The sequence below is a fragment of the Pseudomonas sp. NFACC37-1 genome (assembly GCF_900101575.1).
GTDB lineage: Bacteria > Pseudomonadota > Gammaproteobacteria > Pseudomonadales > Pseudomonadaceae > Aquipseudomonas > Aquipseudomonas fluorescens_AA.
The window spans coordinates 17,376-39,840 of record NZ_FMUZ01000018.1; the positions used below are offsets into that span (position 1 = coordinate 17,376).

The following is a 22,465-nucleotide window of genomic DNA, read 5'->3' on the forward strand; positions in this document are numbered from 1 at the left end:
CCTGTTGTTTTAGCCGGTTTTATCTCGGCTATAAATAGCTAAACATGGCCTTCATCGAAACTCACCTCACGGAGCCGCTTCATGAAAGCCATTGCCTACTACCACTCGCTACCCATCACCGACCCACAATCGCTCCAGGACATCGAGCTGCCGGAACCGGTCGCCGGTCCCCGGGACCTGCTGGTGGAAGTCAAGGCCATTTCGGTCAACCCGGTGGACACCAAGGTCCGCCAGAACGTCCAGCCCGAAGATGGCGTCGCCAAGGTGCTGGGCTGGGACGTGGCCGGCGTGGTCAAGGCGGTGGGCAGCGAAGTCACGCTGTTCAAGGCCGGGGACAAGGTGTTCTACGCCGGTTCCATCGCCCGGGCCGGTGGCAACAGCGAATGGCACGTAGTGGATGAACGCATTGTCGGCCACATGCCCAAGACTCTCGGTTTCGCCGACGCGGCGGCGTTGCCGTTGACGGCCATCACCGCCTGGGAATTGTTGTTTGAGCGCCTGCACATCCAGGAAGGCCAGGACAACCAGGGCCAGAGCCTGTTGATCGTCGGTGCCGCGGGCGGCGTGGGGTCGATCCTGACGCAACTGGCCAGCCAACTCACCGGGCTGAAGGTGATTGGCACCGCGTCCCGGGCGCAAACCCAGGAATGGGTGCGCAACCTGGGTGCCGACCTGGTGATCGACCACAGCCGCCCCTTGAGCGAAGCATTGAAGGAAGCAGGCCAGCCCCAGGTGACTCACGTCGCCAGCTTGACCCAGACCGACCAGCACCTGGACCAACTGGTCGAAGCCCTCGCCCCCCAGGGCAAACTGGCGCTGATCGACGATCCCAAGGCGCTGGACGTGACCAAGCTCAAGCGCAAGAGCCTGTCGTTGCATTGGGAATTCATGTACACCCGCTCGCTGTTCGAAACGGCTGACATGCTCGAACAACACAAACTGCTCAACCGCGTGGCCGCGCTGATCGACGCCGGCACCCTGAAGACCACGGTGGGCGAGCATTTCGGCACCATCAACGCCGAGAACCTGCGCCGGGCCCACGCGTTGTTGGAAAGCGGCCAGTCCAAGGGCAAGATTGTGCTTGAAGGCTTCTGACTGTACATCAACCCCGCCGAGCTCTGTAGGAGCTGTCGAGCGGAGCGAGGCTGCGATCTTTCCCCTGACACTTGAGTCGCAAGCGAAAGATCAAAAGATCGCAGGCTTCGCCAGCTCCTACAGAAACCAGCGGGAGCAAACTCCCTCGCCATTATCCGGCGACTAACCGTCAGTCCGAGAATTGACCGTTGTCACAACTCCGATCGTATTCGGGTCTACACTCGAGGCCTTTGCAACGTAATCTTTTCGTGAGGAGGTCAGCAATGAAGATCCTGATAAAAGAAGTGGCAAAAAACCAATGGCAAGTGCGTCTTGACCGGCACGTCGTCACCTTCCGTACCGAGGCCGAAGCCCAGGCTTTCGCCACAACCTTGCAAGCGCGGATCCTCGCGCCCCATCATTTCCCCGAACAGCAGCAGCGCGCGGCCGGCTGAATCAGCCCTCGCGACTGGCCTGGGCCAATGCCCGGGCATTTTGCAGGCGACGAGTCAGCATCGCCGCGCTCACCACCAACAGCCCGCAAAGGCTGATGACCAGCGCCATTGGCACGGCGGTGCCGTTATGCAGCGCCGCTACCAACGCGGCTGCCCCGGCGGCGACGGAAAACTGCAGGCATCCCAGCATCGCCGAAGCACTGCCGGCCCGGGCGCCCTGCCCGTTCATGGCGCAGGCCGAGGCATTGGGCAGGATGCAACCCAGGCTGGCGATGCAGACAAACAGCGGAACCAGAAGCGGCCACAACTGCGCAGGTTGCAATGAACTGACGGCCAGCAGGCTCAGCCCCGCGCCCAGGTAGACCCATACCGCGCGGCTCAGCAGGAACGCCGGGCCGCGCCTGGACAGCAGCCGGGCGTTGACCTGGGCGACCAGGATGAAGCCCGCCGCGTTGGTGCCGAACAGCCAACCGAAATGTTCGGCCGGTACACCGTAGAGCTTGATGAAGACGAAAGGCGAACCGGCGATGTAGGCAAACATCCCGGCGATAGCGATGCCCCCCGTCAGCGCATGGCCGAGGTAGACGGCGTCGGTCAATAACCGTCCATATTGGCGCAACGCCCCCGACAACGGTTGCCGGGGTACATGATCCGGCAGGCTTTCCGGCAGCCACAGGGCCACGGCCGTCGACGCCAGCGCACTGAACACGGTCAGGGCAATGAAGATCGATTGCCAGCCATGCAGGTTCACCAACAACCCACCGAGCATCGGCGCGAGAATCGGCGCCAGGCCCATCACCAGCATCAACTGCGAAAACACCTTGGCCGAACCCACCGCGTCGCATTTGTCGCTGACCACCGCCCGGGAAATCACCATCCCGGCGCATCCGCCCAAGGCCTGGACGAAGCGGGCACCGATCAGCCATTCGAGGTTCGGCGCATAGGCGCAGGCCAGGGACGCCAGGGTGAACAAGCCGACGCCCGTCAGCAGCGGGATGCGCCGCCCGAAGCGATCCGCCACCGGCCCATAAGCCAGTTGACCGATGGACAAGCCGAGGAAATAGGCCGCCAGGGTCAACTGGATGTGTTTTTCGTCAGTACCGAAGGCGGTGGCCATCGCCGGAAAGGCGGGCAGGTAGAAGTCGATCGCCAAGGGACCGAAAGCGCTCAAGGCGCCAAGAATCAGAATGGTGCGAAGGTTCATCGGGCGTCCAGCTCAGGCGTCGTTCGACAGCCCGACAGTCTAGCCGTGCCGGGCGCTCTTGAACATTCCGATAGGTCGCTAACGATTAAAAAACTTCAGGCAGGACTCACCTCATAGCCTTCTTCCTTGATGGCCGCGAGCACGGCATCGGTCGCCAACGAGCTCTGGACCCGGACGGTCTTGGCACCCAGGTCGACTTGCACGTCCGCCGCCGGGTCCTTGGCCTGGACAGCCTGGGTGATGGCCTTGACGCAGTGACCACAGGACATGCCCTGGACATTGAATGTTTGCATGGGATGACTCCTTTGGATTGAGGTTGTTGCCAGTCTCAAGCTTGCCATCATGGCAAGGTCAAGTTCTGACAAAAACTGCCGGGCTGGCAATCGGCATCGCCCTCAGCCAAGCTGCACACATCAAGGATTTCACACCGGAGGTTCAGCCATGCGCTGGTCAGCGTTCAGCCTGTTTTGCATGCTCGGTTTTTCAGCGGTGGCGCCCCAGGCCTCGGCCGTCGGCGAAGACTATGGCGTGTTGATCATTTCCCGAGAGCGCCTGGAAGTGGCGACCAGTTGCGAAATCGGCATCTACATTCAGGATCAACTCTCGGCCAGGCTGTTCCAGGAGCAGAGCACCTCGTTCAACCTGCCGCCGGGCCAGTTTTCCTTGCGCCTGAAATTGCTGCCGGGACAGGCCCCGGGTTGCAACCCGGGCATGCTCGCGCCAGGGTCGCAGAACATCACCCTCAAGGCCGGGGACATCTTGAAGTTCCGCATCGCGATGAATGAACAAGGTATGTACCTCAAGCAGGCTGGGCTGGGTTACTGACACGCCACTCGAACTTGTGGCTGCGAGCCCCTGTGGGAGCGAGCTTGCTCGCGATGGCGATCTAACACCCACCATGGATGTCGACTGACCTACCGCTATCGCGAGCAAGCTCGCTCCCACAGAGGATTGGCGCTTGACCTTGCCAGCATGGCAAGGTTGATCCTGTAGTCATTCACTACAGGGAGCGTGACCGATGTCCGAATCCACCACATTCGATCTACCCATTGCCGGCATGACCTGCGCCAGCTGCGCCGGGCGGGTCGAGCGAGCCTTGAGCAAAGTCACCGGTGCCAGCGCCGTCAGCGTCAACCTGGCGACGGAGCTGGCGCGTGTCCAGGCCCCCGAAGGCAGCCTGCCGGCCTTGAAGCAGGCCGTCGAACAGGCAGGCTATAGCGTTCCGGTTCACACCCTGGAACTGAACATCGAAGGCATGACCTGCGCCTCCTGTGTCGGCCGGGTCGAACGGGCCTTGGGCAAGGTCGACGGCGTGAACAGCGTCAGTGTCAACCTGGCCAACGAGCGGGCTCACCTCGAACTGCTCGGCCAGGTGGATGCGCAAACCCTGATCGATGCGGTCAAGCGCGCCGGCTATGACGCCACCGTCTGGCAGGCCGAGCAGGTCGCCGACACGCAGAACAACCGTCTGAACCGTGAACGCCTGGCCCTGGTGCTGGCGATTGTGCTGTCGGTGCCGTTGGTGCTGCCCATGTTGCTGCAGCCGTTCGGCGTGCATTGGATGCTTCCGGCCTGGGTGCAGTTCGCCCTGGCGACGCCGGTGCAGTTCATCTTCGGTGCGCGTTTCTACGTCGCCGCCTTCAAGGCCGTGCGGGCCGGTGCCGGGAACATGGACCTGCTGGTGGCCCTGGGCACCAGCGCTGGCTACGGCTTGAGCCTCTATGAATGGGCGATCGCCCGTCCCGGCAGCATGCCGCACCTGTATTTCGAGGCCTCGGCCGTCGTGATCGCCCTGGTGTTGCTCGGTAAATACCTGGAAAGCCGCGCCAAGCGCCAGACCGCCAGCGCCATCCGCGCCCTCGAAGCCTTGCGCCCGGAACGGGCGATCCAGGTGATCGATGGCCAGGAGCGGGACGTTGCCATCAGCGCCCTGCGCTTGAATGACCTGGTGCTGGTCAAGCCCGGCGAACGCTTCCCGGTGGACGGCGAAGTGCTGGAAGGCCAGAGCCACGCCGACGAAGCGCTGATCAGCGGTGAAAGCCTGCCGGTGCCCAAGCAGCCCGGCGACAAGGTTACCGGCGGCGCCATCAATGGCGAAGGCCGGCTGCTGGTCCGCACGCAAGCCCTGGGCACCGAAACCGTCCTGGCGCGCATCATCCGCCTGGTGGAGGACGCCCAGGCCGCCAAGGCGCCGATCCAGAAACTGGTGGATAAAGTCAGCCAGGTCTTCGTACCGGTGGTGCTGGTGCTGGCCCTAGCGACGTTGATCGGTTGGTGGCTGTACGGTGCGCCACTGGAAACAGCGCTGATCAACGCCGTCGCCGTGCTGGTGATCGCCTGCCCCTGCGCCCTGGGCCTGGCGACGCCCACGGCGATCATGGCCGGCACCGGTGTGGCTGCGCGCCACGGGATTCTGATCAAGGATGCCGAGGCCCTGGAACGCGCCCATGAAGTCACGACCGTGGTGTTCGACAAGACCGGCACCCTGACCTCCGGCACCCCGCGTATCGCCCACTTGACGGCCCTGGACGGCGATGAAGATGCGTTGCTGAAAATGGCCGGCGCGCTGCAACGCGGCAGCGAACACCCGCTCGCCAAAGCCGTGCTGGACGCCTGCGCCGAGCGCGGCCTGGATGTGCCGGATGTCAGCGACAGCCAGTCCCTGGCCGGGCGCGGCATTGCCGGCAACCTCGCTGGGCACCGCCTGGCTCTGGGCAATCGCCGTCTGCTGGACGAGTTGGGCCTGAACCCCGGCTCGCTGGCCGAATCCGCACATGCCTGGGAAACCGAAGGCCGTACGTTGTCCTGGCTGCTCGAACAAGGCGCGACGCCGCGGGTGCTAGGCCTGTTCGCCTTCGGTGACACCCTCAAGCCCGGCGCTCTCGCCGCCGTACAGGCCTTGAATGAACAGCACATCGCCAGCCATCTGCTCACCGGCGACAACCAGGGCAGCGCCCGGGTAGTGGCCCAGGCGCTGGAGATTTCCAATGTCCATGCCGAAGTACTGCCAGCGGATAAATCCGCCATCGTCCAGCAATTGAAGCGCCATTCGGTGGTGGCCATGGTGGGCGACGGCATCAACGACGCCCCGGCCCTGGCCGCCGCCGACATCGGCATTGCCATGGGCGGCGGCACCGACGTGGCGATGCACGCCGCCGGGATCACCCTCATGCGTGGCGATCCACGACTGGTACCGGCGGCGCTGGACATCAGCCGCAAGACCTACGCCAAGATCCGCCAGAACCTGTTCTGGGCGTTCGTCTATAACTTGATCGGCATCCCCCTGGCCGCGTTCGGCTTGCTCAACCCGGTGCTGGCCGGCGCGGCCATGGCCCTGTCGAGCGTCAGTGTGGTGAGCAATGCGTTACTGTTGAAATTCTGGACACCCAAGCAGTTGGAGGACAAGCGATGAACATCGGCCAAGCGGCCCGCCAGAGCGGCCTGAGCGCGAAGATGATCCGCTATTACGAATCCATCGGTCTGCTCAAGGCCGCCCATCGCACCGACAGCGGCTACCGGATCTACGGCGCCGATGACCTGCACACTCTGGCGTTCATCAAGCGCTCCCGCGACTTGGGGTTTTCCCTGGAAGAGGTCGGCAAATTGCTGACTCTCTGGCAAGACCGCCAACGGGCCAGCGCCGACGTCAAGGCCCTGGCCCGGCAACACATCGATGAGCTGAACCAGAAAATCCGCGAACTGGCCGAACTGCGCGACACCTTGCAAGACCTGGTAGAGCACTGCCACGGCGACCACCGTCCGGATTGCCCGATCCTCAAGGAACTGGCGTCGGGGTGCTGCAAGAGTTGATGCCCACAAAGAAACAATGCTGTGAACAGCCGAAGCAAAACGGTGGGAGCGAGCTTGCTCGCGATGACGGCAGCACATTCAACATCGATGCAAGCTGCCACACCGCTATCGCGAGCAAGCTCGCTCCCACAGGAGGCCTGCGGTGGATAGAGGATTTTGCAGCGCCCACAAAAAACCCGGCCATTGGCCGGGTTTCTGTTCAGCCGATCATTGCATCCACGGCGGCGGTGGTTCTTCGGTCTTGCCGGGTGGGGCATCGTCGGCGGCGCGGACGGCCTGACGGCGCTCCTCATCCAGGCGAGCGGCCTCGATTTCACGCATGATCCCGCCGACATCCGCCAGCTCTTCCGGCTCGTCGAACTCGCCGGTCAGCACGCTGGCCGGGTGCAGGGTGCCAGCTTCGTACAGCGCCCACATTTCCTTGGCGTACTTGGTGCGCTTGAGTTCCGGGGCAAACCGGCCGAAGTAGGACGCCATGTTGCCCACGTCCCGCTCCAGCATGCTGAAGGCATGGTTGTTACCCGCGGCATCCACGGCTTGCGGCAGGTCGATGATCACCGGCCCCGTCGGCGTCAGCAGCACGTTGAACTCCGACAGGTCACCGTGCACCAGACCGGTACACAGCATCAACACGATCTGGGAAATCAGGTAGGCGTGATATTCACGGGCCTGGTCCGGCTCCAGCACCACGTCGTTCAGGCGCGGCGCCGCATCGCCGTACTCGTCGGCCACCAATTCCATCAGCAGCACGCCTTCAAGGAAGTCGTACGGCTTGGGCACGCGCACACCCGCGCTTGCCAGGCGGAACAATGCCGCCACTTCGGCATTCTGCCAGGCGTCCTCGGTTTCCTTGCGCCCGAACTTCGAGCCCTTGGCCATGGCCCGGGCCTGACGGCTGTTGCGCACCTTACGGCCTTCCTGATACTCGGCCGCCTGACGAAAACTTCGCTTGTTCGCCTCCTTGTAGACCTTCGCGCAACGTAGCTCGTTGCCGCAGCGCACCACATAAACAGCTGCTTCTTTACCACTCATGAGTGGGCGCAGCACCTCGTCGACCAGACCGTCCTCGATCAGGGGTTCAATGCGTTTTGGAGTCTTCATCAGCTTTTATTGTGGGTCCTTTATTACCAAACACGCGAATGACAGTCGTTATACGGCAATCCTTCCTCCGCGGGGAGGGGTTGCCGACCTATGAACCTGTGATGCACACAATGTGCCGGATCAATCGACGGCGTCGAATCATAGCCGAGACCGGCGCTGGCGTTGGCAACTGAATACCCAGGTATTTGCGACAAGAGCTGACAGGCATGTCTACCGACAACTCAATGCTTGAACAACTCCCCCGGCGTATACCCGAACATCCCCTTGAACGCGGCAATGAATGCGGACGTTGAATCGTACCCACACGACAACGCGGCGCTGGTGACGCTGTCCCCTTTCTCCAACGAGCCCAGGGACGACAACAAGCGCATGCGCTGGCGCCAGGCACGAAAGCTCAGGCCGGTCTCACGCTGGAACAGACGCATCAGGGTTTTTTCCGACGTGCCCAGACGTTCAGACCAGGCTTGCAAGGTGACGTTCTGTTCGGGTTGTTCGATCAATTCGTTACACAGCGCCAGCAAGCGGGCATGTCGCGGCAGCGGCAGGGAAAATCCCACTTCCGGCAACGTCGCCAACTGGTCCAGCAGCACCTGCACCAGCCGTTCTTCCTGGGTATCGCCTTGGGGATAATCGACCGGCAACTGACAGAATACCTTGATCAACTCACGGGCCAGTGGCGTGACTTCCAGCACCCGACAGCGCTCATCGGCCCAGGGGCAGGCGTGACGATGGACATACAGGCTGCGCATTTCCGCCCGGGTGGAGGTCACCACCTGATGTTCCAGGTCGGCAGGGATCCAGATGCCCCGTTGTGGTGGGGCGAAGAAGCTGCCGGCGGCGGTGTGTACGCCGAGAACGCCGCTGATGGCGTAGGAAAATTGCACCCAGTCATGACGATGAGCTTGCGTCCAGGAACCGGCGCTCAAGCTTTCGACACGGGCATACAGCGGCCTCGGCAATTGCGCCAGGTCGGGGATACGTCGTTCCAGTTGCTGGTGTCCCTTAGGCGGCATTGATTGGCCTTATGTCGCAAGACGACTGATGAGGACGACGTTAGGCTAAGTCGACTTTTCTTACAACATGCGGTGCCCTATGCATATCTTCAGACACCTCAAACGCATGGTGACCGACTGGTTCCTGTGCGGCATGGTGCTCGCCACGCTGCTGGCGTACTTCTTTCCCACCTTTGGTGCCACGGGCGGTGCCATGCATGCCGAATGGGTGGTCAACATCGGCATCTTCGTGGTGTTCTTCCTGCACGGGGTCAACCTGTCCGGCGAGCAGATCCGCCACGGCCTGAAGAACATCCGGCTGCACGTGATGGTGCAAGCTTTCACCTTTGGCGTATTTCCGTTGCTCTGGCTGCTCAGCAACTGGCTGCTGGGCAGCCATGTGCCGGCGCTGCTGATGCTGGGGTTCTTCTATCTGTGCGCCCTGCCCTCGACGATTTCTTCCTCGGTGGCCCTGACTGGCAGCGCAAAAGGTAACGTGCCGGCGGCGATTCTCAACGCGAGCCTGTCCAGCGTGCTGGGCATTTTCCTGACACCGTTGCTGGTCAGTTTCGTGGTCGGCAGCGGCGCCGGCGGCATCGACCTGGGTTCAACATTGCTCGACCTGTGCATAATGTTGCTGCTGCCGCTGGTGCTGGGGCAGTTCCTGCGGCGTTGGCTGGCCGGCTTCTTCGGTCGGTACAAACGCTATACCAGCGTCATCGACAAGCTGGTGATCCTGCTGCTGGTCTACGCGGCCTTCTGCAACTCGATGGTGTCCGGCATCTGGCGCCAGCAAGGCAACGGCGTGTTGCTCAGCGCAGTGGTGGGCAGTGCCGTGCTGCTGGCAATCATCCTGTGGGCCACCACCCGCACCGCCCGCGCCCTGAAATTCAACAACGCCGACGAAGTCGCCGCAGTGTTCTGCGCCAGCAAGAAATCCCTGGCAGCCGGGGTGCCGATGGCGGCGTTGATTTTCGGCAACCATCCCGGCCTCGGGCTGATTCTGCTGCCGATCATGATCTACCACCCCTTGCAATTGATCGTCTGCTCGATCCTGGCCGAGCGCTACGCCAGCCGGCACAAGGCACTGGCGTCCCGCCAGGAGGGCACTCTCGTCAACGCTCGATGATCGCCGTCACTCCCTGGCCGGCGGCGGCGCAGATGGAAATCAACCCGCGACCTCGCCCGGCGGCGTCCAGCAACTTGGCGAGGTTGGCGACAATGCGCCCGCCCGTGGCGGCAAACGGATGCCCGGCGGCCAGGGAGCTACCCTTCACGTTCAAGCGACTGCGGTCGATGGACCCCAGCGGTGCGTCGAGGCCCAGGCGGGTCTTGCAATAGTCCGGGTCTTCCCAGGCCTTCAGCGTGCACAACACTTGGGCGGCGAACGCTTCGTGGATCTCGAAGTAATCGAAGTCCTGCAAGGTCAGGCCGTTGCGCGCCAGCAATCGCGGCACGGCGTAGACCGGGGCCATCAGCAACCCTTCGGCGCCATTGACGAAATCCACCGCTGCCGTTTCACCGTCGCGCAGATACGCCAGGATCGGCAGGCCCCGGGCCTTGGCCCACTCTTCGCTGCCCAGCAGTACCAACGAGGCGCCGTCGGTCAGTGGCGTGGAGTTGCCCGCCGTCAGCGTGCCCTTGGCACTTTTTTCGAAGGCCGGCTTGAGGGAAGCGAGTTTTTCCAGGGTCAGGTCCGGGCGCAGGTTGTTGTCCCGGGTCAGGCCGAGAAACGGTGTCATCAAGTCGTTCTGCCAACCTTCGGCGTAGGACGCGGCCATTTTCTGATGGCTTTCCAGGGCCAACTGGTCTTGGGCCTCCCGGGGGATCTGCCAGGTCTGGGCCATCAATTCGCAGTGCTCGCCCATGCTCAGGCCGGTGCGCGGTTCGTTGATGCGCGGCAAGTCCGGCATCAGGTGCTGGGGGCGCAATTGCAGGAATACTTTGATTTTCTCAGCGGCGGTCTTGGCGCGATTGGCTTGCAGCAAGATCCTGCGCAACCCTTCACTGACCCCGATTGGCGCATCCGACGTGGTGTCGACGCCGCCGGCAATGGCGCTGTCGATCTGGCCCAGGGCGATCTTGTTGGCCACCAGCAGCACTGTTTCCAGCCCGGTGCCACAGGCTTGCTGTACGTCATAGGCCGGCGTCATCGGTGATAGCCGCGAACCGAGCACGCATTCGCGGGTCAGGTTCATATCCCGGGAAAACTTGAGCACGGCTCCGGCCGCCACTTCGCCGATGTGCAGGCCATGCAGGTTGTAGCGTTCGATCAGCCCCTCAAGGGCGGCCGTCAACATCGCCTGGTTGCTGGCGGTGGCATAGGGCCCATTGGAACGGGCGAAGGGAATGCGGTTACCACCGATGATCGCGACGCGGCGTAGTTGTGTCATGAAGAACTCCCCTGTAGGTCTAATACACTAAGAAAACTCAACCGCCCCCTGTGGGAGCAAAGCTTGCTCGCGATGCAGACACCGCGTTTTTCAGGTAGGTCGCGTCATCGTTCATCGCGAGCAAGCTTTGCTCCCACAGGGGTTCGGTGCCCTGGACAAAGCGCTCCCGCTCAAGCTTAGGCTTTATCTCGCCGATCGAACGACTGATTGCCAATCATGGTCCACACTTGGAACCTCATCAGCCGGAGTGTGTTCCATGTCTGACCGTTATATCGACTTCGCCAATTCGCCCATTGGCCGGCGCATGGTCGGGTCCCTCGGCCTGCCATCGCCGGTACGCCTGGAACGCTGGCAGGCCGGGCGGCTACGGCCGATCGAAGGCGCACTGCTGCTGGGCGGCGGGCCGTTGACCGAACAGATCGGCACGTTCGCCAAGCGCCTGACCGACACCATTTTCATCTACGGCGGCGAACCGACCGTGGCCACCGAGTGGATCCCCGGCCACGGCCCGAAAATCAAGGCAGTGGTGTACGACGCCAGCCATTTGGTGCAGGCCGACCAGCTCAAGCAGCTGCGGGAATTTTTCCAGCCGCTGATGAAGAACCTCGACCACAGCGCCCATATCGTCATCCTCGGGCGCGCACCGCAAAGCCTTGGCGATCCGTTCAGCGCCAGTGCCCAGCGGGCGTTGGAAGGTTTCAGCCGTTCCCTGGCCAAAGAGCTGCGCCACGGCGGGACGCTGCAACTGCTGTATGTCGGCGACGGTGCCGAAGCGCAGTTGGAAGGTGCGCTGCGGTTTTTCCTGTCGCCCAAGAGTGCCTTCATTTCCGGGCAGGTCATTCGCCTCGACGCCTGTGGCACCCAGGTCCATGACTGGACGCGACCGCTTACGGGGCTCAAGGCGCTGGTCACTGGCGCGGCCCGCGGGATCGGCGCCTCCATCGCCGAAACCCTGGCCCGCGATGGCGCCGACGTGATCCTGCTCGACGTCCCCCAGGCCAAGACTGACCTCGATGCCTTGGCGGCGCGCTTGAGCGGGCGCAGCGTCACGCTGGATATCTGCGCCGAAGATGCCGCCGCCCAGTTGATCGAGCACCTGCCCGACGGCGTCGACATCGTGGTGCACAACGCCGGCATCACCCGGGACAAGACCCTCGCCAACATGACCCCGGAATTCTGGGACGCCGTGTTGGCCGTCAACCTCAACGCCCCGCAAGTGCTGACCAAGGCCCTGCTCGACAGCGGCACCCTGCGCGACAATGGCCGGGTCGTTCTGCTGGCCTCCATCAGCGGCATTGCCGGCAACCGTGGGCAGACCAACTATGCGGCGAGCAAGGCCGGGCTGATCGGCCTGGCCCAGGCCTGGGCGCCGCTGCTGCAATCTCGGGGCATCAGCATCAACGCCGTGGCGCCGGGCTTCATTGAAACCCGCATGACCGCCGAGATCCCCTTCGCCTTGCGCGAGGCCGGACGGCGCATGAGTTCCCTCGGCCAGGGCGGCCTGCCTCAAGATGTCGCCGAAGCCGTGGCCTGGCTCGCGCAGCCGGGCACGGGCGCCGTGACCGGACAGGCCCTGCGGGTATGCGGCCAAAGCCTTTTGGGAGCATGACCATGACGATCCAATGGCATGAGGTCAGCAGCCCGCCATCCATGTCCGGGCTCTATTCAAAAGCGGCGACGCGGCGCAAGGTCACCGGAACGACCTTGCCCGAGGAAGGCCTGCGCCAGGTGCTTCAGGTCGATCCACAACGGCTGGCGGCCTATCGCAAGGTGTGCGGTTTCGTCGATAACGGACTGCTGCCGCCGACTTATCCCCACGTCCTGGCGTTTGCCCTGCAGATGCAATTGCTCACGGGGCGGGGCTTTCCCTTTCCGCTGCTGGGGCTGATCCACTTGAGCAACCGCATCCGGGTGCTGCGCCCGATGGGCGGGGTCGGCCAGGTGCGGGCCAGCGTCCATGTCGAGAACCTGCAAGCCCACCCCAAAGGCGCGGTATTCGACCTAGTGACCGGCCTTGATGATCAGTTGGGCCCCTTGTGGGAGGCCCGCAGCCAGATGCTGTGCAAAGGCGTCCAGCTTGACGGCGCGCTCGTGGACGAATCCCCTCAAGCCAGCCTGCCCTTGATTGAAGTCGCGCACTGGACCGCACCGGCTGGCATCGGCCGGCAATACGCCAAGGTTTCCGGCGACTACAATCCGATTCACCTGAGCGGTATCAGCGCCAGGCTGTTCGGCTTCCCCACTGCCATCGCCCATGGCTTGTGGAACAAGGCCAGGACCCTGGCGGCGCTGGATGACCACCTGCCCGAGGCCAACATCGAGATCGAGGTGACCTTCAAGAAACCGGTGCGCCTGCCCAGTGAAGTGACCCTGCTGTCCAGCGCGGCGGGCTCCAGTGGGCAACTGCAACTGGTGGGGACCGGGGCGCTGGAACATATGGTGGGAGAGTGGCGGCCGGCAACCTGAGTAGGTCGATAGCATTCACCGCCCCCCCCTGTGGGAGCGGGCTTGCTCGCGATGGCGCTGGGTCAGCTTGCATCAAGGTTGAATGTGCCGCCGTCTTCGCGAGCAAGCCCGCTCCCACAGTTTGTTTCAGGGTGTTCATAGATACGATGTCCACCGCCAATCCCTGTGGGAGCGAGCTTGCTCGCGATGGTGGTGGGTCAGCCTCCACCCATCTTGAATTCGCCGTGGTCAACGCGGCGGGTAGTTGGACAGAATCCGCCCCACCGTCTCGCGCACAGCCGTGTTGCGGTCGGCCGGGTTGGGGGAATTGCTGAGCAGTTGTTCATCACTGCCACGCCACACCAGCTTGCCGTCCTTACCGTCGAGCAGGTCGATCTGCACGGTGGCGACTTTGTAGCTGATGTTGCGGGTTTCGTTGTACATCGGCCCACCCCAGTAGCCATTCCATGGGCCGCCCCAACCGCCGCCATAGTTGGTGGTGACCTGTTGCTGGCGGTCCTCGACGATCAAATAGGCCTGGACCAGCACATCGCCGCGCCCACCCGCCGCAGCCGGGCGCAAGCCGCGCTGGTCGAGTTGATCGGCCACCGCCTGGCGGATCCGCTGTTCGGTCAGGTCGCTCTTGATGCGTGGGTCATCGGGGCGATACTGCAGCGCCGGGTCTTTCCAGCTCCAACTGCGATACGCTGCAAAATCACGGCTGGTGTCAAAGTCATGGTTGACCTGGTTAGAAGCACAAGCCCCCAGCAACAGGGTGAAGGCCAATAGAGCAAGACGGCGAAACATGGTTTTTCTCCGTTGCGTAATCAACTGGGGGGATACGCCGACATGGCTTTTTCCACGGCCTCGCGAATGGCATCGGTGCGTTCGCTCTGGCTGCCTCTCTGGCCCGTCTCGGCGCTGGCGCTCCACACCGGCTGACCGGTCCGAGCATCGAACAGGTCCACCCGGACCACCACGACTTGCTCCTGATACGTGCGCACCATCGGCATCGGATGGTACACGCCATAACCCGGACCGTAGCGATCATAACGGTTATAGCCGCCGTAATAGCCGGCATCATAATCATCCCGGACCTGGCGCACGCGGGTTTCCAGGCGCAGGTCGGCGCTGACGAACAGATCGGCGGGCCGGTTGTCATGCAGCGGCCGCAAGCCACGCTGGTCGAGGGCATTGCTCACCGCTTCGGCCACTTGGGCCGAATCCGCCCAGGCCGTGCCCGGCGGCAGGCGCCCGTCGCGCCAGGCCCAGCTGCGATAGCGCCCGTAATCACGGGGCGGCGCCGGGTAGGCGCTGCGGTCGAACACCGTGGCGGCCTCCGGTGGCGCCGGCGGCAACGGATTGGAGGTGGCGACATAGGGGTTGCTGCCCTGGCAGGCCACCAGCCCCAGGCACAGCACCAACAACCCTGAACGACCTTTCATTTCGCGCTCCAGTTGCACTTGCGGATCAGAGGGGACGGCAGATCCAGTGCAGATAACGTCCCAACCCGGCAAACGCCGGATGGCGACGGTGGACCAGTTCCATTTCCAGCAACTGCGCAAGTTCCACGCGGCCCTGGAACTCCACCGGCATGTAGTCATGGAAAACCCGCACGCCACTCTGGCTTTCGACCTGCCAGAGGCCTTCAAGTTGCGCCGCCAAATCTCGCGGATCAAGGGGTTGTTGCGGGGTCAGGCTCTGTTTTTCGCCGGCCATGTCGTTTTTGCGCAACTTGCGGAAATGCCCCTTGAGCAGGTTGCGATAGACCAGCGCGTCGCGGTTGTAGAACGCCAGGGACAGCCAACCGCCAGGCGCCGTCAGTTGATGCAGCACCGGCAGGATCGCGTGGGGCTCGGCCAGCCATTCCAGCACCGCGTGACACAGCACCAGGTCGTAAGGCTCGGTCAGTTGGCCGAGCAGGTCCTGCCACGGTGCCTGGATGAACGTGGCCTGCTGGCCGGCCTCGGCAAAACGCTGGCGAGCGCCTTCGAGCATGGGTTCGGCCGGCTCGGCCAGGGTCACCTGGTGACCGCGCTCGGCCAACCACAACGACATGTGGCCCAGGCCAGCGCCGATGTCCAGCACACGTAATGGACGCTGCGGCAGGGTTTCCAGCAGATCGGCCTGGAGCACCGCCAGGCGGATCGCGCCTTTGGCCCCACCGTAGATTTTTTCCGCGAAACGCGTGGCGAGCTGATCGAAATGACGGTCGCTCATCGGCCGAACCGCCGTTCGCTGTCGGCCAGTTTGCTGCGCACCACGGCGTCCATGTCCAGGCCCAGCTCGCTGCAAAGCAGTAACAGGTACAACACGATGTCACCGACTTCCTGCCCGGCGTGGGCCAGTTTGTCCGCCGGCAACTGGCGCGACTGGTCCTCGGTCAGCCACTGGAAAATCTCCACCAGCTCGGCCATTTCCACACTGGCGGCCATGGCGAGGTTTTTCGGGCTGTGGAATTGCCGCCAATCGTTATGGTCACGAATGGCATGCAGGCGTGCGGTCAGTTCAACAAGGTTCATCGGGTTCTCCTGAATGCGCATAGCTTCAGGGGGATGACCGGGGAAGGCAAGAGTCTCGGTACGAAGCGACGGTTTGCCCCATAATCGAACCAACTCGGCCGCCACAGCTCCTACAATCAGGAGCCAACGGCTCAGTTCGGATTCCCTCCCATCAGGATGCACATATGCAGGTAGAAAGCTTTTTCGAATGGCTCGGCCAGGCGCTCGGTTCGGTAATCCGTTTCATCGTCGACCTGCTCAGCGGCCTCTTCAACACCCTGGCCAACGCCGGCGGCAATTTCGTCGATGGGCTGTCACGCACCTTGGGCATGGACACTTCGATCATCAGCATCATTGCGCTGATCCTTGGGCTGATGCTGCTGTACTCGGCCATCCGCGCCTTCATGCGGGCCTCGATCGTCATGGGCATCATCTGGCTGGTGCTGGGGTTGTGGTTGTTGAGTTGGATCATTCACTAAAGCACCCTCGATCCCAAGCCGAACACAACCTTGTGGCGAGGGGATTTATCCCCGCTGGGCTGCGCAGCAGCCCCTTGAAGGTTGGATTCAATGAATCTGACACACTGCAGTGTCTGGTTTTGGGGCTGCTTCGCAGCCCAGCGGGGATAAATCCCCTCGCCACAATGAGTCCGAATACCCTAGGGAACGATCCTCCCTAGAACCCGCTACAATCGCGCTCCATCAAGGAGCCCGCATGTCCAACCTGATCACCGACTGGCGCGACCGCCTGACCCATCGCCGGGTCTGGGCACTGGCTGCGCCGATGATTCTCTCGAACATCTCCGTGCCGCTGGTGGCGTTGGTGGACAGCACCGTCATCGGCCATTTGCCCCATGCCCATCAGTTGGGCGCCGTGGCGGTCGGGGCGAGTTTATATACGGTGTTGGCGTGGGCCATGGGTTTCTTGCGCATGGGCACCACCGGGTTCGCCGCCCAGGCTGCCGGGCGGGGTGACGGAGCGGCGCTGCGGCAAGTGTTGTGGCAAGGACTGCTGTTGGCGATGGGGCTGGCGCTGCTGCTCGGTGCCGTCGGCGTGCCGTTGAGCGACGTGGCGTTGCATTTCATGCAGCCGTCCGCCGAGCTCAACCAGTTGACCCGCGACTTCTTCCACGCCCGACTCTTCGGCTTGCCGGCGGCGCTGGCCAGCTATGCGCTGGTGGGCTGGTTCCTCGGCGCCCAGAATGCCCGGGCGCCGTTGGCGATCCTGTTGGTGACCAACCTGGTCAACATCGCCCTGAACCTTTGGTTCGTGATCGGCCTGGACTGGGGCGTGACCGGTTCGGCCCGAGCGTCGGTGATTGCCGAGTGGACCGGAGCGCTGGTCGGCCTGGCCCTGGCTCGCAAGACACTGCGGGCCTGGCCCGGACAGATGGCCTGGGCGGCCCTGGGCGTGTGGCAGAACTGGCGTCCGCTGCTGACGGTGAACCGGGACATTTTCATTCGCAGCCTGGCGTTGCAAGCGGTGTTTTTCCTGATCACGGTGCAAGGCGCGCGCCTGGGGGACGCCACCGTGGCGGCCAATGCCTTGCTGCTCAACGGCCTGCTGCTGACCGCCCATGCCCTGGACGGCCTGGCCCACGCCGTGGAAGCGCTGTGCGGCCATGCCATTGGCGCCCGCGACCGCCTGGCCCTGCGCCGCTCGCTGGTGGTCGCCGGCGGTTGGTCACTGATTGCAAGCCTCGGCTTTGCCCTGCTGTTCCTGCTCGCCGGCCACTTGTTCATCGACATGCAAACCGATATCCCCGACGTACGCGCCACCGCTTACGACTACCTGCCCTACCTGGCGACCTTGCCGCTGATCGCGGTCTGGAGCTACTTGCTCGACGGCCTGTTCATCGGTGCCACCCGCGCCCGGGAAATGCGCAACGGCATGGTCTTGACCCTTCTGCTCGTGTCGCCAATCGCCTGGATGCTGCTGGGCTTGGGCAACCATGGACTGTGGATCACCTTTCTGCTGTTCATGGCCCTGCGCAGCCTGACCCTCGGTGGGTTTGCCTGGCACTTGCAGCGGCGCGACCGTTGGCTCGGCGCGCCGCCCCCATAACTTCAATCCTGGCGACCCTGCCACCGCCGCCGCAGGTGATCGAGACGCTCGCGCTGCGAGCCTCCCTCCGGCCCCGGAACGGGCCGGGCATCAGGGTATTGCAGGCGCAGCCACAGCCAGTCATCGAGCACCGTCCGCTCGGTGAATCCCAACGCCAGCCCCTGCTGCAAATCCTCCCAGAGCCGACGGTAATCACGCCCGGTGGAGCGGCACCATTGCCACGCGTGGCGCTCCAACAGGCATCGTTGCAACTGGCCCTGCTGTCGGTCGCTGAGGCCGTGTTCTTTCTCCAACGCCGCCACCGGCAGTCCCGGGTTGGACAGTTGTTGCCAGCCCTGGCTGCCGATCGCCCGGTCGGCCCACGTGCCACCGAACCAGCGCGCCAAGCTGATCGGGCCCAGCCAGCAGCTGAGCTCTTGGGAATCGCAACCGTCGAAAAAATAGCTGGCGGTGTGCGGGTTGTAGTAATTCAACAGGGCTTTGTGATGCAGGCCCAGTGTCACCGTCAGCATGCGCCGCAGATGCGTGAGCAATTGCCCGACGGGCGTTGGGCTGGCCAACAACAACCCCGGCCAGGCACGCGGGTCCAGGTGACAAAGGCTGACCAGCGCGGGTGATTGGCGCAGCTCCACCAACAGCGGGCCGTGCTCGCGCAGCCCATGCAACTCGGTGCCTTCGAACAGGGCAAAACGCCGGGCCTCGGCGAACTGCGCGTGCACCAGCCGCACCGCCTCAGGCGCACTCGGTGCGTCCAGCAGCAACCACTGCGGCGTTGATCCAGGCACGACCGCGCTCATCGAGCAACGCCCGCGCCGCGCCCCATGAGCATACGGCAGGTGCACAGCGGTTGAGCGCAGGGGCTGAAAGGCCCGCCTTCGGGCAACAGGCACAACAAGACCAGCGGCTCGGCCTCCCGCATCGCCGACAACAGCACCGGATCGACAACCGACCGCCCAAGTGTTTCGCCTGAAGATGACTCATCCACGACCACTGCCGAGGCAGGCGTGTTCAGAAAGGCACTGATCAGCGGCCGATCCGGATCACCTTCCATAAAGCTCACCAGCACCTCGGTACCGTCACACAACGCGGCCACCCCGCCGGCTGCCAGTTCCGGAGCCAAGGGCAGCCAGCAATGACTGGGGCTGGAACCTTCGCCCTGGTAGACCCAGTCAAATTCCACCGCCACGCGCCCCGCTCCCAGCTCCGGCGGCTCATCCACCGCCACGACCCAGCCGCGTTGCCGGCTCACCATGCGTGGCTTGGCCGGGACGCTGTCCGGCACGAACAGAACGCCTCGGGGAATGGCCTTGAAATGGTTGCCATATACACCCGCCTGGGCGCGATGCTCGACCTTCGTCAACAGCCAGCGCCGGTTCCAGCCGGTAAACGGATGGTCCGTCAACGTCAGCACCTGACCACTGCGCAGGTTCGTCAGTTCGCTGCGCCCCTGGGCGACCTGCTGCCCCGACACATCGGTGTGCACGCTGAAGGTCCGCACCGCGGCAGGCGGCCCGTCGTCCACGTAGACCGCCTTACCGGCGGGGGGAAAACTGTGGGGATTGTCGGCGAACACCAGGCAATGCCCGTCCCGCGTGTGTTCAAAATGAAAGTGAATACCCGCCCGGGCGCACACGCGCTGGAGGAACTGCAGGTCCGATTCCCGATACTGGGTACAGAAATCCTGCGGTGGATAATCGCCGCTCAGGTCCAGGCACAGCCGGCGGCCGCTAATGCCATGGGCCTTGAGCACCTGGCGAATGATCTGTGGCACCGAGCGAGCACTGAACACCCGCTGGCTGAAGCGCTGCGCCAGACAGGCCAGCTTCGGCCCGATACGCACCCGGCAACCGGCGCCCTGACGGTGTTGGACCAACTCATGGAGCTGCCCATGAATGCCCCGGCCTGGGGGACCGAAACTCAACCAGACGCTGCGGTACAGCAGGCTCGCCAAGTCCAGGTTCGCATCGGACAACAGGAGCTCCACTTCATAGACAAAGGGTTCGCTAATGGCTTCGCTACCCGTGAAGGCCACCACGTCAACGGGCTCGGGCAGACCGGCTATCTCCAGACGAAAGGCTGGCTCGCAGGCTGGATCGGACATCGGCGTTTCTCTACAGGAGGGGCGGCCGGGGATTCTCGCCGACCGCCATGGCCGAGTAGAGGGGCCAAGTACAGGTTAGGAAAGGGACTACACGAAATAAGGACATCACCGATTAAATGCACCGGTGTGAAGAAATAGCCGTGGCGTAAACAAAAATGCCCTCCGGGACTATCCGAAAAAACCCGCGATGTGCGGTGTGTTTTCTGACAGCCCCGGTGGGCATTGAGGAGACGGCTATTGGCGCTGTCTCTCCATCAGGAAGACAGATACGACGAACGCGTCAGCCCCAGGCGCAGCGCATCGAGGAACTGAGTGCGCTCGGCGGCGCTGATGCGGGCGCTGGCGCACTTGTCGCGGTAGTGAGTCATCAACTCCTCCGGCGACAAGTGCACGTAGCGCAGCATGTCTTCGATGGTGTCGTGGGTTTCGATACCGGCGTGGTACACGCTGCCATCGGCGTTCTGGTAGATGTTCACCGAGTCGGTGTCGCCGAACAGGTTGTGCATGTCACCGAGGATTTCCTGGTAGGCGCCCACCAGGAAGATGCCTAGCAGGTAGTCTTCACCCGGATTGAGGGCGTGAACCGGCAGGCTGGTCTCGATGCTCTGCTCGTCGACGTACTGCTTGATCTTGCCGTCGGAGTCGCAGGTCAGGTCTTGCAGCACGGCGCGGCGCAGCGGCTCTTCGTCCAGGCGATGCAGCGGCAGGATCGGCAGCACCTGGCCGATGGCCCAGGTGTCCGGCAGGCTCTGGAACACCGAGAAGTTGCAAATGTATTTGTCGGCCAGCTTGTCATTGAGCTCATCCAGCACCTGGCGGTGCGAGCGCTGGCGGGCCTTCAACGAGTTGTGCAGACGACGGCACACGGCAAAGTAGCACTGCTCGGCCAAGGCTTTTTCCGCCAGGGTCAGCTTGCCGTCGGCATATTGGGTCGCCACATCGCTCATGTAGTGCGTGGCGCGCCAGTAGGTCTCGGTGACCATCTCGATATCGGTCGGGCCCAGCAGGTCAACCAGCCATTGTACGGTTTCCGGCAGTTCCTGCTTGTTGTCGATCACCGGCACGTCGTCGTTGTGTTTCTCGACGTCGGTCACCTGCACCACCAGCATCGCGTGGTGGGCGGTCAGCGAGCGGCCGCTTTCGGAGAAGATGTGCGGGTGCGGCAGGCTCTGGGCATCGCAGAACTCCTTGAGCATGCCGACCACGACACCGGCGTAATCGTCCATGTCGTAGTTGATCGAACTGGCGTTGCGCGAGTGCGTGCCGTCGTAGTCCACGCCGAGGCCACCGCCGACGTCGATGTGATCCACCGGCAGGCCGAGATTGCGCAGCTCGCCGTAGTAACGGATCGCTTCCTTGAAACCGTGCTGGTAGTCCGCCAGGTTGGCGATCTGCGAGCCCATGTGGAAGTGCAGCAGGCGAATGCCCTGGTCCAGGCCAGCGGCGCGGAAGCGCTCGACCACCGACAGCAGTTGCGCGGCCGACAAACCGAACTTGGATTTCTCGCCACCGGTATCGGCCCACTTGCTCGACGCCAGGGACGACAGGCGCACACGCAGGCCGACCTGTGGCTTGACCTTGAGCACCGCGGCCTCTTCGATCACCAGGCCGACTTCGGACTCTTTCTCGATGACGATGAAGACGTTGTGCCCCAGCTTCTGGCCCATCAGCGCCAGGCGGATGAATTCGCGGTCCTTGTAGCCGTTGCAGACAATGGTCCCGCCCTTCGGCGCGAGGGCCAGCACCGCCAGCAGCTCCGGCTTGGAACCGGCTTCCAGGCCGATGGAGACGTTCTGGGTGGCGATGATGTTCTCGATCACCGCTTCCTGCTGGTTGACCTTGATCGGGTAGAGCGCGGTGTACTTGCTCTGGTATTCCAGGCGCGCGATGTTGCTGTCGAACGCGCCGGTCAGCTGGCGCACACGGTCTTGCAGGATGTCGGGAAAGCGCACCAGCAACGGCAGCGAGAGGCCACTCTGACGCAACTGGTCGACTTGCTCGAACAGGTCGATGGGCGAACTGCCGGGACCGTTCGGACGGACTTCGACGCGACCGGCTTCATTGATCGCGAAATACCCGGCCCCCCAATGGCGAATCCCGTAAACGCTGCGGCTGTCCGCAACTGTCCATTGGCTGCCATCGTCTTTGCGTGTGCGTCGTACGGACATCGAAGTCCCCTATAAAGAAGTCAAAATGCACCATCCGGTCGGAGGCTGGGGCAGTCTAGAGAGTGAAAATGACGAATTGCCTGTTAGCAAGGTAGACCCTGCTCCCAGCGATGAGTTTAGAAACCCGTTCAGAACAGGCTCTGTGAAAACCATGCGG

22 protein-coding genes are annotated in these 22,465 nt (G+C 63.2%); 10 read left to right on the forward strand and 12 right to left on the reverse strand.

From position 1 onward, the window contains the following. Positions 1-81 precede the first annotated feature (81 nt). Together BLP82_RS18525 and BLP82_RS31195 are read left to right on the forward strand one after the other, a co-directional pair. Positions 82-1,095: a zinc-binding alcohol dehydrogenase family protein gene (locus tag BLP82_RS18525; protein ID WP_092171245.1), complete on the forward strand. Its 1,014-nt coding sequence runs from the start codon at positions 82-84 to the stop codon at positions 1,093-1,095. Positions 1,096-1,358: 263 nt separating this feature from the next. Then, complete coding sequence (locus BLP82_RS31195; protein ID WP_170842341.1) at positions 1,359-1,529, forward strand: hypothetical protein; 171 nt, start codon at positions 1,359-1,361, stop codon at positions 1,527-1,529. Between the two features lies 1 nt (position 1,530). Here the strand turns inward: BLP82_RS31195 and BLP82_RS18530 are convergent, their stop codons facing one another. Both BLP82_RS18530 and BLP82_RS18535 read right to left on the reverse strand, forming a co-directional pair. Continuing rightward, positions 1,531-2,733, reverse strand: coding sequence for a multidrug effflux MFS transporter (locus BLP82_RS18530; protein WP_092171249.1), 1,203 nt, complete (start codon positions 2,731-2,733; stop codon positions 1,531-1,533). Positions 2,734-2,828: 95 nt separating this feature from the next. Continuing rightward, a complete protein-coding gene (locus BLP82_RS18535; protein WP_092171253.1) occupies positions 2,829-3,026 on the reverse strand; it encodes a heavy-metal-associated domain-containing protein in 198 nt (65 codons plus the stop codon). A gap of 148 nt (positions 3,027-3,174) precedes the next feature. On the opposite strand from BLP82_RS18535, the gene BLP82_RS18540 reads away from it, so the two are divergent. The 3 genes from BLP82_RS18540 to cueR all read left to right on the forward strand — a co-directional run bounded on the left by BLP82_RS18540 (position 3,175) and on the right by cueR (position 6,543). Further along, on the forward strand, positions 3,175-3,558 hold the full coding sequence (locus tag BLP82_RS18540; protein ID WP_092171257.1) for a hypothetical protein: 384 nt from the start codon (positions 3,175-3,177) through the stop codon (positions 3,556-3,558). 193 nt (positions 3,559-3,751) lie between these two features. Then, on the forward strand, positions 3,752-6,145 hold the full coding sequence (locus BLP82_RS18545; RefSeq protein ID WP_092171261.1) for a heavy metal translocating P-type ATPase: 2,394 nt from the start codon (positions 3,752-3,754) through the stop codon (positions 6,143-6,145). Beyond that, positions 6,142-6,543, forward strand: coding sequence for a Cu(I)-responsive transcriptional regulator (gene cueR, locus BLP82_RS18550; protein WP_072410319.1), 402 nt, complete (start codon positions 6,142-6,144; stop codon positions 6,541-6,543). The genes BLP82_RS18545 and cueR overlap by 4 nt, the downstream gene beginning before the upstream one ends. A gap of 207 nt (positions 6,544-6,750) precedes the next feature. Here cueR and BLP82_RS18555 read toward each other — a convergent pair whose 3' ends face one another. Together BLP82_RS18555 and BLP82_RS18560 are read right to left on the reverse strand one after the other, a co-directional pair. Then, a complete protein-coding gene (locus tag BLP82_RS18555) occupies positions 6,751-7,644 on the reverse strand; it encodes a PA4780 family RIO1-like protein kinase (protein ID WP_014336406.1) in 894 nt (297 codons plus the stop codon). Positions 7,645-7,865: 221 nt separating this feature from the next. Then, on the reverse strand, positions 7,866-8,657 hold the full coding sequence (locus BLP82_RS18560) for an AraC family transcriptional regulator (protein WP_092171265.1): 792 nt from the start codon (positions 8,655-8,657) through the stop codon (positions 7,866-7,868). A 79-nt stretch (positions 8,658-8,736) separates the two neighbouring features. Here BLP82_RS18560 and BLP82_RS18565 point away from each other — a divergent pair, with 79 nt between their 5' ends. After that, on the forward strand, positions 8,737-9,765 hold the full coding sequence (locus BLP82_RS18565; protein ID WP_092171269.1) for a bile acid:sodium symporter family protein: 1,029 nt from the start codon (positions 8,737-8,739) through the stop codon (positions 9,763-9,765). Here BLP82_RS18565 and BLP82_RS18570 read toward each other — a convergent pair. Further along, positions 9,752-11,029 carry an acetyl-CoA C-acetyltransferase gene (locus BLP82_RS18570; protein WP_092171272.1) on the reverse strand — a complete coding sequence of 426 codons (1,278 nt, stop codon included), beginning with the start codon at positions 11,027-11,029 and terminating at the stop codon, positions 9,752-9,754. The two genes, BLP82_RS18565 and BLP82_RS18570, sit on opposite strands and share 14 nt — an antisense overlap. Positions 11,030-11,285: 256 nt before the next feature. On the opposite strand from BLP82_RS18570, the gene BLP82_RS18575 reads away from it, so the two are divergent. Next, positions 11,286-12,638 carry a 3-oxoacyl-ACP reductase gene (locus BLP82_RS18575; RefSeq protein WP_092171275.1) on the forward strand — a complete coding sequence of 451 codons (1,353 nt, stop codon included), beginning with the start codon at positions 11,286-11,288 and terminating at the stop codon, positions 12,636-12,638. Positions 12,639-12,640: 2 nt separating this feature from the next. Continuing rightward, positions 12,641-13,495 carry a MaoC family dehydratase gene (locus BLP82_RS18580; protein ID WP_092171279.1) on the forward strand — a complete coding sequence of 285 codons (855 nt, stop codon included), beginning with the start codon at positions 12,641-12,643 and terminating at the stop codon, positions 13,493-13,495. A gap of 228 nt (positions 13,496-13,723) precedes the next feature. Here BLP82_RS18580 and BLP82_RS18585 read toward each other — a convergent pair whose 3' ends face one another. The 4 genes from BLP82_RS18585 to BLP82_RS18600 are packed head-to-tail and all read right to left on the reverse strand — an operon-like array spanning position 13,724 to position 15,996. Continuing rightward, positions 13,724-14,281: a DUF4136 domain-containing protein gene (locus tag BLP82_RS18585; protein ID WP_092171282.1), complete on the reverse strand. Its 558-nt coding sequence runs from the start codon at positions 14,279-14,281 to the stop codon at positions 13,724-13,726. 20 nt (positions 14,282-14,301) lie between these two features. Then, a complete protein-coding gene (locus BLP82_RS18590; RefSeq protein ID WP_092171285.1) occupies positions 14,302-14,919 on the reverse strand; it encodes a DUF4136 domain-containing protein in 618 nt (205 codons plus the stop codon). 25 nt (positions 14,920-14,944) lie between these two features. Beyond that, a complete protein-coding gene (locus BLP82_RS18595; RefSeq protein WP_092171288.1) occupies positions 14,945-15,694 on the reverse strand; it encodes a methyltransferase in 750 nt (249 codons plus the stop codon). Next, on the reverse strand, positions 15,691-15,996 hold the full coding sequence (locus tag BLP82_RS18600; RefSeq protein ID WP_092171291.1) for a MazG-like family protein: 306 nt from the start codon (positions 15,994-15,996) through the stop codon (positions 15,691-15,693). Before BLP82_RS18600 ends, BLP82_RS18595 begins: the two co-directional genes overlap by 4 nt. A 164-nt stretch (positions 15,997-16,160) precedes the next feature. Between BLP82_RS18600 and BLP82_RS18605 the strand changes: the two genes are divergently transcribed. Together BLP82_RS18605 and BLP82_RS18610 are read left to right on the forward strand one after the other, a co-directional pair. Beyond that, positions 16,161-16,454: a hypothetical protein gene (locus tag BLP82_RS18605; RefSeq protein WP_003197447.1), complete on the forward strand. Its 294-nt coding sequence runs from the start codon at positions 16,161-16,163 to the stop codon at positions 16,452-16,454. Between the two features lie 235 nt (positions 16,455-16,689). Next, positions 16,690-18,039 (forward strand): MATE family efflux transporter, encoded by a 1,350-nt coding sequence (locus BLP82_RS18610; RefSeq protein ID WP_092171294.1) that lies wholly within the window; start codon positions 16,690-16,692, stop codon positions 18,037-18,039. A gap of 2 nt (positions 18,040-18,041) precedes the next feature. On the opposite strand, the gene BLP82_RS18615 is transcribed toward BLP82_RS18610, so the two are convergent. From BLP82_RS18615 to speA, 3 genes are all read right to left on the reverse strand, one after another. Further along, positions 18,042-18,836 carry a DUF4123 domain-containing protein gene (locus BLP82_RS18615; RefSeq protein ID WP_092171297.1) on the reverse strand — a complete coding sequence of 265 codons (795 nt, stop codon included), beginning with the start codon at positions 18,834-18,836 and terminating at the stop codon, positions 18,042-18,044. Continuing rightward, a complete protein-coding gene (locus tag BLP82_RS18620) occupies positions 18,833-20,140 on the reverse strand; it encodes a type VI secretion system Vgr family protein (RefSeq protein ID WP_092171300.1) in 1,308 nt (435 codons plus the stop codon). Before BLP82_RS18620 ends, BLP82_RS18615 begins: the two co-directional genes overlap by 4 nt. Positions 20,141-20,394: 254 nt before the next feature. Continuing rightward, positions 20,395-22,308 (reverse strand): arginine decarboxylase, encoded by a 1,914-nt coding sequence (speA, locus tag BLP82_RS18625; protein ID WP_060739342.1) that lies wholly within the window; start codon positions 22,306-22,308, stop codon positions 20,395-20,397. Between the last annotated feature and the right edge of the window lie 157 nt (positions 22,309-22,465).

Excerpts from the sequence above, each read along its gene's own strand:
- BLP82_RS18525 (WP_092171245.1), top strand. The coding sequence starts at position 82 with ATGAAAGCCATTGCCTACTACCACTCGCTACCCATCACCGACCCACAA.
- BLP82_RS31195 (WP_170842341.1), top strand. The coding sequence starts at position 1,359 with ATGAAGATCCTGATAAAAGAAGTGGCAAAAAACCAATGGCAAGTGCGT.
- BLP82_RS18530 (WP_092171249.1), bottom strand. The coding sequence starts at position 2,733 with ATGAACCTTCGCACCATTCTGATTCTTGGCGCCTTGAGCGCTTTCGGT.
- BLP82_RS18535 (WP_092171253.1), bottom strand. The coding sequence starts at position 3,026 with ATGCAAACATTCAATGTCCAGGGCATGTCCTGTGGTCACTGCGTCAAG.
- BLP82_RS18540 (WP_092171257.1), top strand. The coding sequence starts at position 3,175 with ATGCGCTGGTCAGCGTTCAGCCTGTTTTGCATGCTCGGTTTTTCAGCG.
- BLP82_RS18545 (WP_092171261.1), top strand. The coding sequence starts at position 3,752 with ATGTCCGAATCCACCACATTCGATCTACCCATTGCCGGCATGACCTGC.
- cueR (WP_072410319.1), top strand. The coding sequence starts at position 6,142 with ATGAACATCGGCCAAGCGGCCCGCCAGAGCGGCCTGAGCGCGAAGATG.
- BLP82_RS18555 (WP_014336406.1), bottom strand. The coding sequence starts at position 7,644 with ATGAAGACTCCAAAACGCATTGAACCCCTGATCGAGGACGGTCTGGTC.
- BLP82_RS18560 (WP_092171265.1), bottom strand. The coding sequence starts at position 8,657 with ATGCCGCCTAAGGGACACCAGCAACTGGAACGACGTATCCCCGACCTG.
- BLP82_RS18565 (WP_092171269.1), top strand. The coding sequence starts at position 8,737 with ATGCATATCTTCAGACACCTCAAACGCATGGTGACCGACTGGTTCCTG.
- BLP82_RS18570 (WP_092171272.1), bottom strand. The coding sequence starts at position 11,029 with ATGACACAACTACGCCGCGTCGCGATCATCGGTGGTAACCGCATTCCC.
- BLP82_RS18575 (WP_092171275.1), top strand. The coding sequence starts at position 11,286 with ATGTCTGACCGTTATATCGACTTCGCCAATTCGCCCATTGGCCGGCGC.
- BLP82_RS18580 (WP_092171279.1), top strand. The coding sequence starts at position 12,641 with ATGACGATCCAATGGCATGAGGTCAGCAGCCCGCCATCCATGTCCGGG.
- BLP82_RS18585 (WP_092171282.1), bottom strand. The coding sequence starts at position 14,281 with ATGTTTCGCCGTCTTGCTCTATTGGCCTTCACCCTGTTGCTGGGGGCT.
- BLP82_RS18590 (WP_092171285.1), bottom strand. The coding sequence starts at position 14,919 with ATGAAAGGTCGTTCAGGGTTGTTGGTGCTGTGCCTGGGGCTGGTGGCC.
- BLP82_RS18595 (WP_092171288.1), bottom strand. The coding sequence starts at position 15,694 with ATGAGCGACCGTCATTTCGATCAGCTCGCCACGCGTTTCGCGGAAAAA.
- BLP82_RS18600 (WP_092171291.1), bottom strand. The coding sequence starts at position 15,996 with ATGAACCTTGTTGAACTGACCGCACGCCTGCATGCCATTCGTGACCAT.
- BLP82_RS18605 (WP_003197447.1), top strand. The coding sequence starts at position 16,161 with ATGCAGGTAGAAAGCTTTTTCGAATGGCTCGGCCAGGCGCTCGGTTCG.
- BLP82_RS18610 (WP_092171294.1), top strand. The coding sequence starts at position 16,690 with ATGTCCAACCTGATCACCGACTGGCGCGACCGCCTGACCCATCGCCGG.
- BLP82_RS18615 (WP_092171297.1), bottom strand. The coding sequence starts at position 18,836 with ATGAGCGCGGTCGTGCCTGGATCAACGCCGCAGTGGTTGCTGCTGGAC.
- BLP82_RS18620 (WP_092171300.1), bottom strand. The coding sequence starts at position 20,140 with ATGTCCGATCCAGCCTGCGAGCCAGCCTTTCGTCTGGAGATAGCCGGT.
- speA (WP_060739342.1), bottom strand. The coding sequence starts at position 22,308 with ATGTCCGTACGACGCACACGCAAAGACGATGGCAGCCAATGGACAGTT.